Annotated in this window: 12 protein-coding genes; 9 read left to right on the top strand and 3 right to left on the bottom strand. The window is 65.9% G+C overall.

The features are described 5' to 3' along the window. Window positions 1–2: 2 nt before the first annotated feature. The 6 genes from DDZ17_RS14750 (at window position 3) to DDZ17_RS14725 (ending at window position 7,992) form a co-directional block, all read left to right on the top strand. Entirely contained in the window at window positions 3–3,797 is a 3,795-nt protein-coding gene (locus DDZ17_RS14750; RefSeq protein ID WP_241505904.1) for an LVIVD repeat-containing protein, read from the top strand. Then, window positions 3,794–5,095: a multiheme c-type cytochrome gene (locus tag DDZ17_RS14745; protein ID WP_116367712.1), complete on the top strand. Its 1,302-nt coding sequence runs from the start codon at window positions 3,794–3,796 to the stop codon at window positions 5,093–5,095. The genes DDZ17_RS14750 and DDZ17_RS14745 overlap by 4 nt, the downstream gene beginning before the upstream one ends. Window positions 5,096–5,136: 41 nt before the next feature. Beyond that, complete coding sequence (locus DDZ17_RS14740; RefSeq protein WP_157976664.1) at window positions 5,137–6,156, top strand: protein phosphatase 2C domain-containing protein; 1,020 nt, start codon at window positions 5,137–5,139, stop codon at window positions 6,154–6,156. Window positions 6,157–6,171: 15 nt separating this feature from the next. After that, window positions 6,172–7,245, top strand: a complete 1,074-nt coding sequence (locus tag DDZ17_RS14735; RefSeq protein ID WP_116367710.1) for an FHA domain-containing protein — start codon at window positions 6,172–6,174, stop codon at window positions 7,243–7,245. Between the two features lie 193 nt (window positions 7,246–7,438). Continuing rightward, a complete protein-coding gene (locus DDZ17_RS14730; protein WP_116367761.1) occupies window positions 7,439–7,678 on the top strand; it encodes an addiction module protein in 240 nt (79 codons plus the stop codon). Next, window positions 7,678–7,992, top strand: coding sequence for a type II toxin-antitoxin system RelE/ParE family toxin (locus tag DDZ17_RS14725; protein ID WP_116367709.1), 315 nt, complete (start codon window positions 7,678–7,680; stop codon window positions 7,990–7,992). The genes DDZ17_RS14730 and DDZ17_RS14725 overlap by 1 nt, the downstream gene beginning before the upstream one ends. A 53-nt stretch (window positions 7,993–8,045) precedes the next feature. Here the strand turns inward: DDZ17_RS14725 and DDZ17_RS14720 are convergent, their stop codons facing one another. The 3 genes from DDZ17_RS14720 to uxuA all read right to left on the bottom strand — a co-directional run bounded on the left by DDZ17_RS14720 (window position 8,046) and on the right by uxuA (window position 11,518). Next, window positions 8,046–9,497, bottom strand: coding sequence for a mannitol dehydrogenase family protein (locus DDZ17_RS14720; RefSeq protein ID WP_116367708.1), 1,452 nt, complete (start codon window positions 9,495–9,497; stop codon window positions 8,046–8,048). A 6-nt stretch (window positions 9,498–9,503) separates the two neighbouring features. Then, a complete protein-coding gene (locus DDZ17_RS14715) occupies window positions 9,504–10,193 on the bottom strand; it encodes a FadR/GntR family transcriptional regulator (protein ID WP_116367707.1) in 690 nt (229 codons plus the stop codon). A 134-nt stretch (window positions 10,194–10,327) separates the two neighbouring features. Beyond that, complete coding sequence (gene uxuA / locus DDZ17_RS14710; protein WP_116367706.1) at window positions 10,328–11,518, bottom strand: mannonate dehydratase; 1,191 nt, start codon at window positions 11,516–11,518, stop codon at window positions 10,328–10,330. A 185-nt stretch (window positions 11,519–11,703) separates the two neighbouring features. Between uxuA and DDZ17_RS14705 the strand changes: the two genes are divergently transcribed. Genes DDZ17_RS14705 through DDZ17_RS14695 form a run of 3 tightly spaced genes read left to right on the top strand, consistent with a single transcriptional unit; the run spans window position 11,704 to window position 15,333 of the window. Further along, window positions 11,704–12,858, top strand: coding sequence for a Gfo/Idh/MocA family protein (locus DDZ17_RS14705; protein WP_116367705.1), 1,155 nt, complete (start codon window positions 11,704–11,706; stop codon window positions 12,856–12,858). 27 nt (window positions 12,859–12,885) lie between these two features. Next, entirely contained in the window at window positions 12,886–14,244 is a 1,359-nt protein-coding gene (locus DDZ17_RS14700; protein ID WP_241505903.1) for a divalent metal cation transporter, read from the top strand. A gap of 9 nt (window positions 14,245–14,253) precedes the next feature. Then, on the top strand, window positions 14,254–15,333 hold the full coding sequence (locus tag DDZ17_RS14695) for a Gfo/Idh/MocA family protein (RefSeq protein WP_116367704.1): 1,080 nt from the start codon (window positions 14,254–14,256) through the stop codon (window positions 15,331–15,333). Window positions 15,334–15,335 lie beyond the last annotated feature (2 nt).

Genomic DNA, 15,335 nt, shown 5'->3' with positions numbered 1-15,335 from the left:
CGATGGAACGCAAGACAAGCCCGAGAAGGCCGCAATGGTTGCAACGCTGGTCGCTGATGCACAGCTGGGCGCTGGCGATGGGGGCTGTGCTACTGGCCCTGCCGGTCAGCTATAGCCTGAGCGCCTCTGGTGAAAAACCGATAGAGCGCAACCATGTCACCGCGCCTCCGGCGCCGGCGAGCCAGACCGCAGAGGCGATGGCCGCCAAAACCGATGGCTGCGTGACCTGCCACACCGCCACCGACCAGAAAACCATGCACGCCAACCCGGCGGTGAAGCTTGGCTGCACCGATTGCCACGGGGGCGACGCCACTGTTAACAAGCCATCTGGCACGCAAAGCCTGGCCGATGCCGGCTACCTGGCCGCCATGGAGCAGGCCCACGTGCTGCCGCTGTATCCCGAGTCCTGGCACTATCCGTCCAGCGCCAACCCCGAGCGCACCTACACCCTGCTCAACAAGGAGAGCCCGGAGTTTGTGCGCTTTATGAACCCCTCGGATTACCGCATTGTCGAGGAGGCCTGCGGCGCCTGCCACCAGCCGATCATCGAGGCCGCCAAGCGCAGCCTGATGGCCACCTCCGCCATGCTCTGGGGCGGGGCGGCCTACAACAACGGCATATTGCCGCTCAAGCGCTACATTCTCGGCGAGGGCTACACCCGCGAGGGCGAGCCGGCGGCCATCCCCGGCCCGGTCAAGCCCACGGCGGAAATGGTGAAGATGGGCATTATCGAAACCCTCTACCCGCTGCCGGCCTGGGAAACCCTGAAGCCGGGCGACATCTTCCGTGTGTTCGAGCGCGGCGGGCGCAATATTTCCAACCTGTTCCCGGAGACTGGCCTGCCCAACGCCCTGGGCCAGTTGCAGCGCCTGGAGGAGCCCGGGCGGCCCGACTTCCGCCAGTCCAATCGCGGCCCGGGCACCGGCGCGCGCATTTCGGTGCCGGTGATCAACATCACCAAGACCCGCCTGAACGACCCCCACACCTGGTTTATGGGCACCAACGACCAGCCCGGGGATTACCGCCAGTCCGGCTGCGCGTCCTGCCACGTGGTGTATGCCAACGACCGGGACCCGGACCACTCGGCCCTGTACGCCCAATTCGGCCACACCGGCGAAACCCAGACCGCGGACCCGACCATTCCCCGGGGCGAGAGCGGCCACCCGCTCAAGCACGAATTTACCCGCGCCATTCCCACCAGCCAGTGCATGGTCTGCCACATGCACCAGCCCAACATGTTCATCAATACCTACATGGGCTACACCATGTGGGACTACGAATCCGACGCGCCCTTCATGTGGCCCGAGGAGCAGGTGTACCCCACCGACAGCGAGCGCTTTGAGGTGCTGGATCGCAACCCAGAAGGTGCTGCGCCCCGGGGCAAGTGGGCGGATGTGGAGTTCCTGAAGACCGTCTCGGAGATGAACCCCAAGCTCAAGGACACCCAGTTCGCCGACTACCACGGCCACGGCTGGAACTTCCGCGCCATCTTCAAGCGTGACCGCAAGGGCAACCTGCTGGACGCCGAGGGCGATGTGGTTGCCGACGACGACCCGGAGAAATTCCAGAAGGCCGTGCATATGTCTTCCATCCACATGGATGTGGGCATGCACTGCGTGGACTGCCACTACGGCCAGGACAACCACGGCAACGGCCACCTGTACGGCGAAGTGGCGGCGGCGGTGGAGATCGACTGCAAGGACTGCCACGGCACCGCCAAGGCCTACCCCAACCTGTTTACCTCTGGCCCGGCGGCGCTGGACGGCGGCACTGACCTCGGCGCCATTCGCAACCCCGACGGCCAGAAGCGCTTCGAATGGATTGGCGACAAGCTCATCCAGCGCTCGGTGCTGGACCCGGAACTGGAGTGGGAGGTGAGCCTGGTCAAGGACGCCGTGACCCCGGGTAACCCGCACTACAACGAGAAGGCCGCCCGCGCCAAGCTGATGAGCAGCAACACCGAAACCCAGGAGTGGGGCACCGAGGTGGCCAGCGAGAACCTGGCGCACTCCTACGAGGAAATGGAGTGCTACACCTGCCACACCTCCTGGACCACCAGTTGTGGCGGCTGCCACCTGCCCATCGAGGCCAACAACAAAACCGAGCGCCATCACTACGAGGGCGGCGAGTCGCGCAACTTCGCCACCTACAACCCCCAGGTGGCCCGCGACCAGACCTTCCTGCTGGGCAAGCGCGAAACCGCCAAGGGCGGCAAGTACGCACCGGTGCGCTCCACCTCGGCGCTGGTGTTGTCGTCCACCAATGCCAACCGCGAGCGTATCTACATCCAGCAGCCGCCGATTGCGGCCAGTGGCTACAGCTCGCAGGCCTTCAACCCGCACTTCCCGCACACCGTGCGCAAAACCGAAACCAAGGACTGCGAAGACTGTCACCTGTCGAAAAACAACGACAACAACGCCATCATCGCCACCCTGATGATGTTCGGTGGCGACTTCCTGGACTTCCTCGGCCACTTTGCCTACATCGGTGGCACCGAGCATATCAACGCGGTGGAAGTCACCGAGTGGGAGGAGCCCCAGGCGGTGCGCGGCAGCTACCTGCAGAAGTACGCCTACCCGGACTTCTACCAGCAGCACCTGGACAACGACCGGGTACTGGCGGCGGACACCGGCCACGCCCACGGCTCCGGCCCGGCCAACTGCCTGCAGATGCGCGGCGAATACCTGTTTGTGGCCGAGGGCGAGCGCGGCATGCAGGTTTACGACATTGCCAGCATCTCCAACAAGGGGATTTCCCAGCGCATCATCACCGCGCCCTTCAGCCCGCTGGGCCACGACACCCAGGTGGAGAGCGCCAACGCCACCTGCGTGGTGCTGCCCACCACCCAGCCCATCCAGCCCTCGCGCAACGAGGGTGAGCTGATGCGGGTGATCAACGAAGAGCAGCCCTTCCACCCGCTGTACAACTACGCCTACATCACCGACGCCCAGGAGGGCCTGATCCTGGTGGACGTGGATACCCTGAGTGACGGGGAGCCGCGCAACAACCAGCTGGAGCGGGCGCTGACCTGGAACGAAGGCGGCGTGCTGACCGGCGCCCGGCACATGACCATTGGCGGCAAGTACGCCTATGTCATTGCCGATCGCGGCCTGGTGGTGCTGAACATCGATACCCCCCTGCAACCGAGGGTGGAGGCGACCCTGCCGCTGAACCGCGGCCACTCGGTGGCCCAGCAGTTCCGCTACCTGTTTGTGACCGACGCCGACGGCCTCAAGGTGGTGGACATCACCGACCCGACCGCGCCGCGCCTGACCGCCAACAACACCCTGCCGCTCACCCAGGCCCACCGCCTGCACCTGGCGCGCACCTACGCCTATGTGGCCTCTGGCAGCGAGGGCCTGGTGATTGTGGACATCACCAACCCCGAGCGCCTGCGCCAGCTGATTCGCTTCACCGATGGGGTGTCCGATGCGCGGGATGTGACTGTGGCCAGCACCAACGCCTCCCTGTTTGCCTACGTGGCCGACGGGCGCGAGGGGCTCAAGGTCATCCAGCTCACCGCGCCCGACAGCCAGCCCAAGTTTTACGGCTTCAGCCCCGAGCCGCGCCCGGTGCTGATTGCGCGCTATCCCACGGCCTCGCCGGCCCTGTCCCTCAGCCGCCCGCTGGAGCGCGACCGCGGTGTGGACGAGACCGGCGGCCAGGTGGCGGTATTCGGACGCCTGGGTTCGCGGCCGCTGAACTACGAGGAACTGCGCAAACTCTACCTGGATGAGAACGGCGAGCCCTGGTTTGTCGAGAACAAGCCGGCGAACAAGGAGACCGCGGGGCAATGAGGCAAGCGTTCAACGTCCTTCGGGGCCGGCGTTTTGCCGGTCTGCTGGTGATGCTGTGTCTGTCGGCGGCGAGCCTGGCTGCGCCGCTGCCGGAAACCGGCGCCAACCCCCATGAAGGGGTGGCCAGCTGCGCTACCAGTGTGTGTCACGGCAAGGTGAGCGAAGATGAAAGCGCCCCGGTGTGGCTGAATGAGTACCGTATCTGGCTGCGCAACGACTACCACAGCCGGGCCTACCGCACCCTGCAGACCGAGCAGAGCGAAGCCATTGCCCGCAAGCTGGGCCTGCCCAGCGCCGCCGGCGCCAAAATCTGCCTGGACTGCCACGCCGACAACGTGGCTACCGAGGCTCGCGGCCGGCGCTTCCAGATTTCCGACGGCGTCGGCTGCGAGGCCTGCCACGGTGGCGCCGGGCAGTGGCTGGAGTCCCACGCCGAGGCGGGCACCTCCCACGCCGACAACCTCGCCAAGGGCATGTACCCCACCGAGCAGCCGCTGGAGCGGGCGCGCCTGTGCCTGTCCTGCCACCTGGGCACCAAAGACAAATTCGCCACCCACCAGATCATGGGCGCCGGCCATCCGCGGCTGGCCTTTGAGCTGGAGACCTTCACCGTCAACCAGCCGGCGCACTACGAAGTGGATGCCGACTACCGCGAGCGCAAGCCGGCGATTGCCTCGGTGAACATGTGGCTGGCGGGCCTGGCGGTGACCGGCCAGCAGACCCTGGAGCTGTTGCAGGAGGACTGGTTTACCCAGCAGAGCCTGATGCCCGAGCTGTCCTTCTATCAGTGTCACGCCTGCCACCACCCGATGAACGATTTGCGCTGGAGCCCGGAGGGCACCCCGCCTGGCACCGTGCGCCTGAACGACGCCAGCCTGTTGGTGCTGGCGGAAGTGCTGGATGTGCTGGGCAGCGGCGATGCGGCCACCCTGCGCAGCGGCATCCAGCAATTGCACCAGGCCTCACTCAACAGTCGCGGCGCAGTGGTTACCCAGGCCAAGTCGCTGGCCGCCAGGCTCGACCCCATTGCCCGACAGGTCAGCGCCGGCAGCTACGGCGCCGACGATATGCGGCGGTTGCGCGCGGGCCTGCTGCAGCGCGCCGCGGCCGGCCGCTTCCGCCACTTTACCGCCGCCGAGCAGGTCTTCCTTGCGGTGGAAACCCTCGCCATCTCCATCGGTGATGCCGACCAACTGGAATCTTTACTGGACGCATGGTTCAAGTCCGTGGAAGATGAGAATACCTTCGTGCCGCAACAATTTGCGGTGCGGGCTAACCAGGTATTGGGGGGCTTGTGAGCGCATTGGAGGTGGTAGCAGAAGGAAGCGGTGCCACGCATGTGGGGCAGCGCAATCATAATGAAGACGCCTACCTGCTGGATGGTTCCCTGTCGCTGGCCATTGTTGCCGACGGTGTTGGTGGCCACCAGGCGGGTGAGGTGGCCAGTGCCATTACCTGTGAGGTTATCCAGCGCGAAGTAGCCGCTGGCCGCTCCATCGAAGACGGCATCCGCACCGCCAACCGCGAGGTGATGGCGGCCGTCGCTCAGGGGCGCGGCAAGGCCGGCATGGCGTCCACCGTGGTGGTGGCGCGCTTTTCCGAGGGCGATTACGAACTGGCCTGGGTCGGCGACAGCCGCGCCTATCTGTGGGACGGCCAGCTCAAGCTGCTGACGCGCGATCACTCCTACGTACAGGCCCTGCTGGCCAAGGGCCAGATCACCCTGGCCCAGGCCCGCAACCATCCGCGCAAAAACGTGATCGTGCAGGCCATTGGCCTGCAGGAAGACAACAAACTCGAAGTGGGCATCAACTGCGGCCGCCTGGCGCCGGGCCAGGTGCTGGTGCTGTGCAGCGACGGTTTGTCGGACGTGCTGGACAGCGCGGTGCTGAGCGAAATACTGGGCTCCGATCGCTCGCTGGAAGCGCGCTGCGACGCGCTGGTCGAAACCGCTGTTCAAGCCGGTGGCAGAGACAACATCACCGTGATTGTACTGCCGGGGGTGGCCGCCAGCTCGCAGGCGGATTTGCTGGAGCCGGAGGTACTGTGGACCTTTGACCCGGCCAGTGGCGAATACAGCGGCCTGCCGGAACTGGAAGCGGTGCAGGATGACGCCGTGCCGGCGCCGATACCAGCGGTGCGCCGGGTTGTGGCGCGCAAGGGGGGAGGGGCCACCACCCCCAACCCGAGCCAGCCCGAGTCCACCCAGATGATGTCCGCCACCGAGATCGCCGCTGCGCGGGAGGCCATGCAGCGGGAGCGTGACCAGCGCCGCAATCGCACTATTTTCTGGGTGGTTGCGGCAGTGTTGGTGGCGGGAAGTGTGGTATACAGCCTCGGCATAATTGCCGCCGGTTGAGTAGGGAATAGAATCATGTCTGAGTTCAGTGCAGAACTGCTAGCGGCGGATGGCAGCCGTTTCGCGCTCGAGGGCGAGCAGCGGGTCGGCCGCTCCGCTGACTGTGAAATCACCATCGACGACCCCCGGGTGTCGCGCACGCACGCCGTGCTGCGGGTGAAGGGCGAGAGCCTCACCGTGGAAGATCTCGGGTCGGCCAATGGCACCCAGGTCAACGGCCAGACCTCCAGCGGCGAGACCACCCTGCGGGATGGTGACAGCCTCAGCTTCGACAAGCACACCTTTGTGGTGGTGCTGAGTGGCGGCGCTGCCGCCGATATGGACGCCACCGTGGTGGGCGGGGTCGATGCCGATGCCACCGTGGTCTCGATACCCGAGGCGGCCGAGGCCGCGCCGGAACCCGCGCCTGCTCCTGAGCCCGCGCCTGCACCCAAGCCAGAACCGGCCCCTGAACCGAAACCGGCGCCGCCCCCCAACCCCGCCGACCTGCCCGGCAGCTGGATCGATTCCGGCACCAGCGACAGCACCCGTGTGCTATCGCTCGACGCCATTGCCGAGGCGGAGACATCGCCGCTGCAGATGGAGCGGGCCTCGGACCTGCCCCACCTCATCCTGGTGTCGGTGACCGGCGAAGGTGGCGAAGCGCTGGAACTGCAACTGGGTGACGGCACAGAGCCCGATGTGTGGGAAATCGGCCGCGACCCCAATTGCGAAGTGCCCATTGCCGAGCCCAGCGTATCGGCCCGCCACGCCCAGCTGATTCATCAGGACGGCCGCTGGCGACTGGTGAACCTGGTGTCTGCCAACGGCATTTTTGTGAACGGCGAGAAGCGCCTGACCGCCTACCTGGCAGACGGCGACGAAATTCGCCTGGGGGTGGCTACCCTCGTCTTTCGCGCAGCCGCCGGCGCGCAGGCCGGTGGCGCGGGCAAGGCTGCATCCGCAGCAGGCAGCGCCGCCGCTGGCAAAGCGGGTGGCAAAACCGGTGGCGGCGCAGCTGCGGGTGGCGCGGGTGGCAAGACCCTGTGGATTGCCGTGGCAGCGGCCCTGGTTGTGGCGGCGGCCGCAGCGGCCTGGCTGCTGCTCTAGCTGGCAACCGCTGTTGAACGACAAGGGCGCCGCGGCGCCCTTTTTGCTTTGGTGTGGTTTACTGGACTGCTTGAATCGGCAACCGGCATACGGCGTAGTTTGTCCGGTGCCGATAGGCGCTAAGTTAATGGCCTTGTTATGGATGGGAGGCTGATGCAACATTTGTTGGTTGATGACAGATGGTGGGCCCGCCATGAATACTGCTGAGCTTGAAAGTATACGTACAGCTGCGCTGGAACTGACGGAGGCTGAACGTGCGCAGTTAGCCAGCGACCTGGTGGCCAGCCTTGATGGACCGGCAGACAGTGAGGTGGCCGCAGCTTGGGACACAGAAATATGCCGAAGAATCAATGAAATAAACAACGGCTCAGCCACGTTGCTCGATGCGGATGAGGTGCTGGCACGAGCGCGGGCGAGAATTCAGCGCACCTGATGCCAGCGGTAAAAATTCACGCCGAGGCAGCGCGAGAGCTGGAACAGGCGGCTGCGTGGTATGAACGCGAGCAACCAGGGCTGGGAAGTCGACTTATTGAAGCCTTTGAACATGCATTGGTTCTGTTGACGGAACCCAATGCGCCATTAACGCCGGTGCTTGGGCAGGCAGCGCAGCTGGGCGCCAAGAAGCTGATCCTTCACAAATTTCCATTCTCACTGATTACGATAGAAGCGCACGGCGCGATTGTAGTGGTTGCCTTAGCCCATCATGCCCGACGTCCGGGATATTGGCATTCGCGGTCAAATCCATAACGTGGCGTTAACCGCCGGCGCGCGGCGAAGCCGCGTTTAGGCTGCCCGGTGCATCAGGCGGCCAGCACTTCCCGCAGTTTGCCATTGTGAATGGCCTGGCAATGTCGGTGCAGTGTTCCCAGCCGCTGCTGCCAGGCGGGTGTTGCCGTGGCATCAATACCGAGGGTGGCGAGCAGGCGGGTCAGGCGCTCGATGTCGTCTTCGTCGCTGGCGCGGATGGCCAGCAACTGTGCCTGGCGCGGGTCGTCGATGGACAGGTCGCTGTGCAATATAACGGCGCACCAGGCGGCCAGGGCCCTGAGCAGCAGGTCATGGTTATTCGCCGGAGCCGCCAGGGCGGGCAGCCAGCGCTGGCGAATTTTTTCGGTGCCGTCCATGGCGATCTGGGCGCAGCGGTGGCGCAGGCCGGGGTTGGCAAAGCGCTGCAGCAGGGCCGCCGCGTAGGCTTGTACATCAAAGCCCTCGGGCGTGGTGAGGGCGGGTATCAGCGCCTCGGCCATCAATCTTTCCAGGTAGCTGCGCAGCGGCGCGTCGCCCGCTACATCGGTCACTACGTCGGCGACGGTTTCCTTGTCGAGCAGCAGCCCGATGTAGGCAATGGCCGAGTGGCTGGCGTTCAAAAGCCCCAGTTTCAGTGATTCGTAGGGGCGGATGTCCTGCACCAGCAGGGCGCCGGCGCCGGCCCAGTCGGGCACGGCGGCGGCAAAGGTGTCTTCGATAATCCATTGGCTGAAGCCTTCGGTGACCACGGCGGCCTCGTCCCGCAGGCCGATCAGCCGCGCCTGCTCATCCAGCGCCTCGGCGCTGAGCGCCGGCACTATCCGGTCCACCATGGAACACGGGAAGCGCACCGCCTCGGCCAGCCAGGGCAGGCATTCGGGGTAGCTGCGCTGCAGGTAGTCGCGCAGTGCCGCCGCCAGCCGGGCGCTGTTCTCCGAGAGGTTGTCACAGCTGATCACCGTCAGCGGCGCGGCGCCCTGTTGCAAGCGCAGGTGCAGGCCGTGGGCGAGTACGCCAATGGCCGATTGCGCCTGCGCGGGATGGGCCAGGTCGTGCTGGATGTCGGGGTGCGCCACATCCAGCGACCAGCCGTCTGCCCCCAGGCAGTAGCCCTTTTCCGTGACCGTGAGGGTGACCACGCGGGTTGCGGGGGCGGCCAGCAGGGTGTTCAGCTGCTCGCGCTCGCGGGATAGGGTCAGCACCTGTTGCAGGGCGCCCACCAGGCGCAGCTGGCGGCCGCCTGCGGCTTCGCTGCGCAGGGTGTACAGGCCGTCCTGGGGGTTGAGCTGGGCGGCCACGGTGGTACTGCGCAGGCTGGCGCCGACGATGCCCCAGTGGCCGCCACTGTGTGCCATGGCCTGGTCGGTGTACAGCGCCTGGTGGGCGCGGTGAAAGGCGCCGGGGCCAAGGTGCACAATGCCGGTGCGCAATGCATCGCGGTTGTAGGCAATGGGGGTAACGGTGGGTGACAGGGCCGGCAGGGTGGCGGTGGCAAGGCGCTGCATGGCGGGCTAGCCCTGGCTGCTGGCGAGCAGGTTGTCGATCACGCGCTGCAGGTGCTTGCGCATGGCGTTGCGCGCCGCGCTGGCCTTGCCCTGGCGCAGGGCGGCAACAATGCGCCGGTGGTCGTCAATGATGGGGCGGCTGCCTTCCTGGCGCACCCGCTGGTGAAAATGGGTGCTGATTTCCGATTCGTTGCGCAGCTGCCACAGCCAGCGCACAGTGGCGCCAATGGCGCTGTTGCCGCAGGCTTCGGCGATCAGGCAGTGGAATTTTTCATCCGCCGCCTCGGTCATGGTCTCGCGCTGGTTTTCCTGCTCCATGTCTTGCAGCAGGGCGTCCAGGGTGGCGATCTGTTCCGGGCTGATGCGCTCGGCGGCCAGGGCGCAGGCCTCCGCTTCGAACAGCATCCGCGCCTCCAGGATCTCAAAGGGGCCGGGGTCGTTGGCTACCGACAGCGATTTACCGGGCCGGCGCAGCACGTACACGCCGGAGCCAGAGCGAATCTGCACCAGGCCGGCAATTTCCAGGGCGATCATGGCCTCGCGGATGGTGGGCCGGCCAACGCCGAACTGCTCCGCCAGGTCGCGCTCCGAAGGCAGCCGCTCGCCGGGGGGCGGGGTGCCCTTGCGAATCAGCTCCCGCAACTGGTCGGCTACCTGCAGGTACAGCCGCTGTACCTTGACGGTCTGGATTTTCATATTTGCCTGCCCTGCATGGTTGCCGCGCCAAGGCATCGGTAACCCGTCGATGTTGCAAGAAGCATAAAGCATGCAATGCAGGTGGTAAACTGGTAAGGCCAATTGTGTGGCGCTGGCCGTGCCGGCTGGCACGGTTAGTGGCCGGCGCGCTGGCGCAGGGTTTGTAGGGCGTGAATCACCCCGCGCAATTCCGCCAGTCCGCGCAGGCGGCCACCGTAGGAGTAGCCCGGATTCACGCCGGGTCTGCCGATTTCGTCACCCATCAGGTGGCCGTGGTCGGGGCGCATGGGAATGCGGTCGGCCCGGCCCTCGCCGGCGCGGCGCTGCTCTTCGTCGAGCAGGGCGTCAATCAGTCCCACCATGTCGTTGTCGCCGTCCAGGTGATCCGACTCGTAGAAGGAGCCGTCTTCCTCGCGGCGGATATTGCGCAGGTGAACGAAGTGGATGCGCTCGCCAAATTCCCGGGCAATGCCCACCAGGTCATTGTCGGCGCGGGCGCCGAAGGAGCCGGCGCACAGGGTCAGGCCGTTGTGCCGGCTCGGCACGGCGCTGAACAGTCTGCGGGCATCGTCGGCCGTGGACACCACCCGGGGCAGGCCGAACAGGGAGAAAGGCGGGTCGTCCGGGTGGATGCACATGCGCACGCCGGCCTCCTCCGCCACCGGGATGACCGCCTGCAGAAAGGCCAGCAGGTTGTCGCGCATGCCCTCGGTGCCCAGGGCAATGAACTCGGCAATGGCGCGGCGAATGCCCTCGCGGTCGTAGGAACCCTCGCCCCCCGGCAGGCCGGCGATGATGTTTTTCTCCAACAGCGCGCGCTCGGTGTCGCCCATGGCGTCAAAGCGCTGGCGGGCCCGATCCAGCAGGGCCTGGGGGTAGTCGTTTTCGGCGCCCTCGCGCTGCAGCATGCACACGTCGTAGGCGGCGAAGTCGGTCATTTCAAAGCGCAGCGCCTGGCTGGCGTTGGGCAGGGTGTAGGACAGGTTGGTGCGCGTCCAGTCCACCACCGGCATGAAGTTGTAGCACACCACTTCAACACCGGCGGCGCCAACGTTGCGCACGGATGTCTGGTAGTTTTCCAGCAGCTGGTGGTGGTTGCCGCTGCGGGTTTTCAGGTCGTTGTGCAGGGGGATGCTTTCCACCACCGCCCACTGCAGCCCGGCGTCTTCTATCAGGCGCTTGCGCTTCTGGACCTCCGCCAGCGGCCAGGGCTCGCCGGTGGGAATGTGGTGGAGGGAGGTAACCACGCCGGTGGCGCCCGCCTGCCTGATGTTGCGCAGGCTGACCGGGTCATCCGGGCCAAACCATCGCCATGTTTCCTGCATACACTGCCTACCTGAGAGTCACCTGAAAAAAGGGGCTTGCTTAAGTGCGCGGGGCGTTTCGAGCTTGACACCCGAAGAGCCAGCTGACACTCTAAATTGGCCTTACCACCTTGCCAGTGCTTTTGAGTTTGCCCCACTCGGGCGGCAGTGGCAAGCCGGGAATAATGACAGGATAACCGGACATCATGACAACACAGCGGAAGGTTCGTCTCGGGGTGATTGGCCTCGGCAATATCGCCCGGCAGCACATTCAGCACGTTCGCGAAGGCCTGGTGAGCGGCTGTGAAATTACCGCGCTGTGCAGCCGCAGCGCCAGCCCCCTGGCCAGCGAGCTGGGGGTGCGGCACTTCACTGATTACCGCGAGCTGATCGACGCCGGTGGCTGCGACGCGGTGCTGATTGCCACCCCCACCTTCGAGCACCTGGCCGGCGGCCGCTACGCCCTGGCCGCGGGCCTGCATGTGATGATGGAAAAACCCCTGGGCCTGTCGCTGGCCGAGGGTGAGCAGTTGCTGGCCCTGCGCCAGCCGGGGCAGGTGTTCGCCCTGATGCTGAACCAGCGCGCCGACCCGCTGTTTGTGGCCATGCGGGAGATTCTGCAGCGCGGCGAACTGGGCCCGCTGGTGCGCTGCAGCTGGACCATGACCCACTGGTTTCGCCCGGAGGTGTACTTCCAGGTCAGCGACTGGCGCGCCACCTGGCGCGGCGAAGGCGGAGGCCTGCTGCTGAACCAGTGCATCCACAACCTTGATATTTTCCAGTGGCTGGTGGGCATGCCCGAGCGGCTGCGGGCTTTCTGCCACTTTGGCAAATACCACGACATTGAAGTGGAAGACGAGGCCACGGCCTACCTTGAGTTTGCCGGCGGCGCCAGCGGTGTATTTGTCGGCTCCACCGGCGAGGCCCCCGGCTGCAACCGCCTGGAGATTGTGGGTGATAGCGGCAGCCTGCTGTTTGATGGCGAGCGCCTGCTGCAAACGCACAACGACCCGGGCACGGCGGCCTACAGCCGCAGCACCCGGGACATGTTTGGCATGCCCGCCAGCCACACCCGCGACATCACGCCCCAGCGCAGCACCAACCAGCACGCCACGGTGCTGGCCAACTTCTGCGCCGCCATCACCCGCGGCGAGGCGCTGATTGCCGATGCCGCCGAGGGCCTTGATGCCCTGGCACTGGCCAACGCCATGCTGCTGTCTACCTGGGAGGGCACAGAGATTGCGCTGCCGCTGAACAGCGGCCACTACCAGCGCCTGCTGGATGAGCGCATTGGTAGTTCCCGCCTGCGGCAGAAGGCGGATATCGAAGCCAACATCGATATGAGCCAGTCGTACCGCTAACGCGGCAATGGCCACGGGGAGCCGACCTTGACTGAACTGACCCAGGAACAACAGACCCTGCAATACCTGGCGCAAAAGCCGGCGCTGGCGCGTCTGCCGACCTACCTGCGCCTGTCCGGCCCGGGCTGGCTGCAGGGCGCGATGACCCTCGGCGGCGGCAGCGCCATTACCTCCCTCACCATCGGCGCCGTGTACGGTTACGAACTGCTGTGGGTGCAACCGCTGTCGATGTTGATCGGCTGTATCATGTTGTTTGCCCTGTCGCACCAGACCCTCAGCACCGGCCAGCGCCCCTATGACGCCATGCGCCGCCATGTCAGCCCCGCGCTGGCCTGGCTGTGGGCGGTGGCGGCGCTGGCGTCCAGCGTGATCTGGGGTTTTTCCCACTACCCGCTGAGCGCCGGCATGCTGGAGGACATTGTCTCGGTGGCCACCGGCTATCGCCCCGCCGACGGGCCGGGCCGCGAGCTATATCTGTTTGCGCTGGCGATCGGGGTGTGGATGCTGTGCGCTTTTACCGCCTGGAACTATGGCGCTGGCGGGCGACCGGTGAAGGTGTTCGAGACCGCCATCAAACTGCTCAGCACGCTCATTGTGCTGGCCTTTGCCTGGGTGGTGGTGAGCGCCAGCCTGGACTCTCAGGTGGACTGGGCTGCGGTGGCGGCGGGTTTTGTGCCCTCGTCCCTGCCCACCGACGCCGCCGGCGTGACTACGGTGATGGCGGCGCTGGGCACGGCGGTGGGCATCAACATGACCTTTGTTTACGGCTATACCCTGCTGGAGCGCGGCTGGGGGCGCGAGCACCGTGAACTGGCGCGCTACGACATTGTGATTGGGCTGGTGTTGCCCTACGTGCTGGTGACCAGCCTGATGGCCGTTGCGGCAGCGGGGGCGTTCTATGGCAGCGGGCTGGATATCCAGGGCAAGCTCAGCCCGGCCCAGGCGGCCAACATGTTTGTGGAGGCCGGCCTCAACCCGGTCACCGGGCGGCTGATTTTTGCCTGTGGCGTGCTTGGCATGGCGGTGGGCTCGCTGGTTATGCACATGCTGTGCTGCGGCGCGGCGGCCGCCGCCCTGTTTGGCTGGGCGCCGCACTCGCGCCAGTATCGCCTTGCCCTGCTACTGCCCACGCCGGCGGTGCTTGGGGTCTTCCTGTGGTCTACCCTTGGCGCCTACCTGGTGCTGCCCACCTCGGCCATCTGCGGCTTTTTGCTGCCCATTGCCTACCTTGGCTGGCTGCTGCTGAACAACCGCCAGGACTACCTCGGGGATGATCGCCCGCGTGGCGCGCGGGCCCTGTTTTACAACAGTGCCATGGTGCTGTGCATTGTTACCGTGCTGGCCAGTGTCTGCTACAGCACGGCCGTGGCCACCGGGCTGATATAGGGAATTGACGTGAGCGATATCAAAGACGGCGCCAACTACGCGCCGAGCGGCAAGGCGGAACAGGTGGTGGGCGAGGGCGAATTCTGCTTTGCCGCGGCCTTTCTGGACCACGGGCACATCTACGGCCAGGTCAATGGCCTGCGCGACGCCGGCGCCACGCTGAAGGCTGTTTACGACCCTGACCCGCAGCGCCTGCAGCGCTTTTGTGCGGCCTATCCCGGCGTAAAGGCCGTGGCGAGCTTCGACGACATTCTGGCCGACCCGGCCATTCGCCTGGTGGCGGCGGCGGCCGTTCCCTCGGAGCGTGCGGCGATCGGCCTGCGGGTGCTGCGCGCCGGCAAGGATTATTTCACCGACAAATCACCCTTTACCTCCCTGGATCAACTGGCCGAGGTGCGCCAGGCGGTGGCCGCAACCGGCGGCAAATACGCGGTGTACTACGCCGAGCGCCTGCACAACGACGCCGCCTGGCGGGCCGGCGAGCTGATTCGCCAGGGCGCCGTTGGCCGCGTGCTGCAGGTGTTGAACCTGGCGCCCCACCGGCTGGCGAAGGAGACGCGCCCGGACTGGTTTTTCGACAAGCAGCGCTACGGCGGCATTCTCACCGACATCGGTTCCCACCAGGTGGAGCAGTTCCTGACCTACGCCGGCTGTGCCAGCGCAACCCTCAACTTTGCCCGGGTGGCCAACTTCAGCCACCCCGACAAGCCGGGCCTAGAGGATTTTGGCGAGATGTCCATGACCGGCGACAACGGCGCCTCGTTCTACGCCCGTGTCGACTGGTACACCCCCGGCGGCCTGCGTACCTGGGGCGATGGACGCACCTTCATTACCGGCACCGAGGGCACCATTGAGCTGCGCAAATACCTCGACGTGGCCGGTGAAGCGCCGGCCTCCCGCCTGTTCCTGGTGAACGCCGAAGGCGAGCAGGTGGAGGATTGCCTGCACCGCAGCGGCTTTCCGTTTTTCGGCCAGCTCATCCTGGACTGCCTGCACCGCAGCGAGCAGGCGATGACCCAGGCGCACGCCTTCGCCGCCGCCGAACTGAGCCTGCGGGCCCAGGCGCTGGCCGAATCGGGCACCACCTGAGT

This window comes from Parahaliea mediterranea (assembly GCF_003402235.1).
Classification (GTDB): Bacteria; Pseudomonadota; Gammaproteobacteria; order Pseudomonadales; family Halieaceae; genus Parahaliea; species Parahaliea mediterranea.
This window is presented reverse-complemented; position numbering and strand designations above follow the sequence as displayed.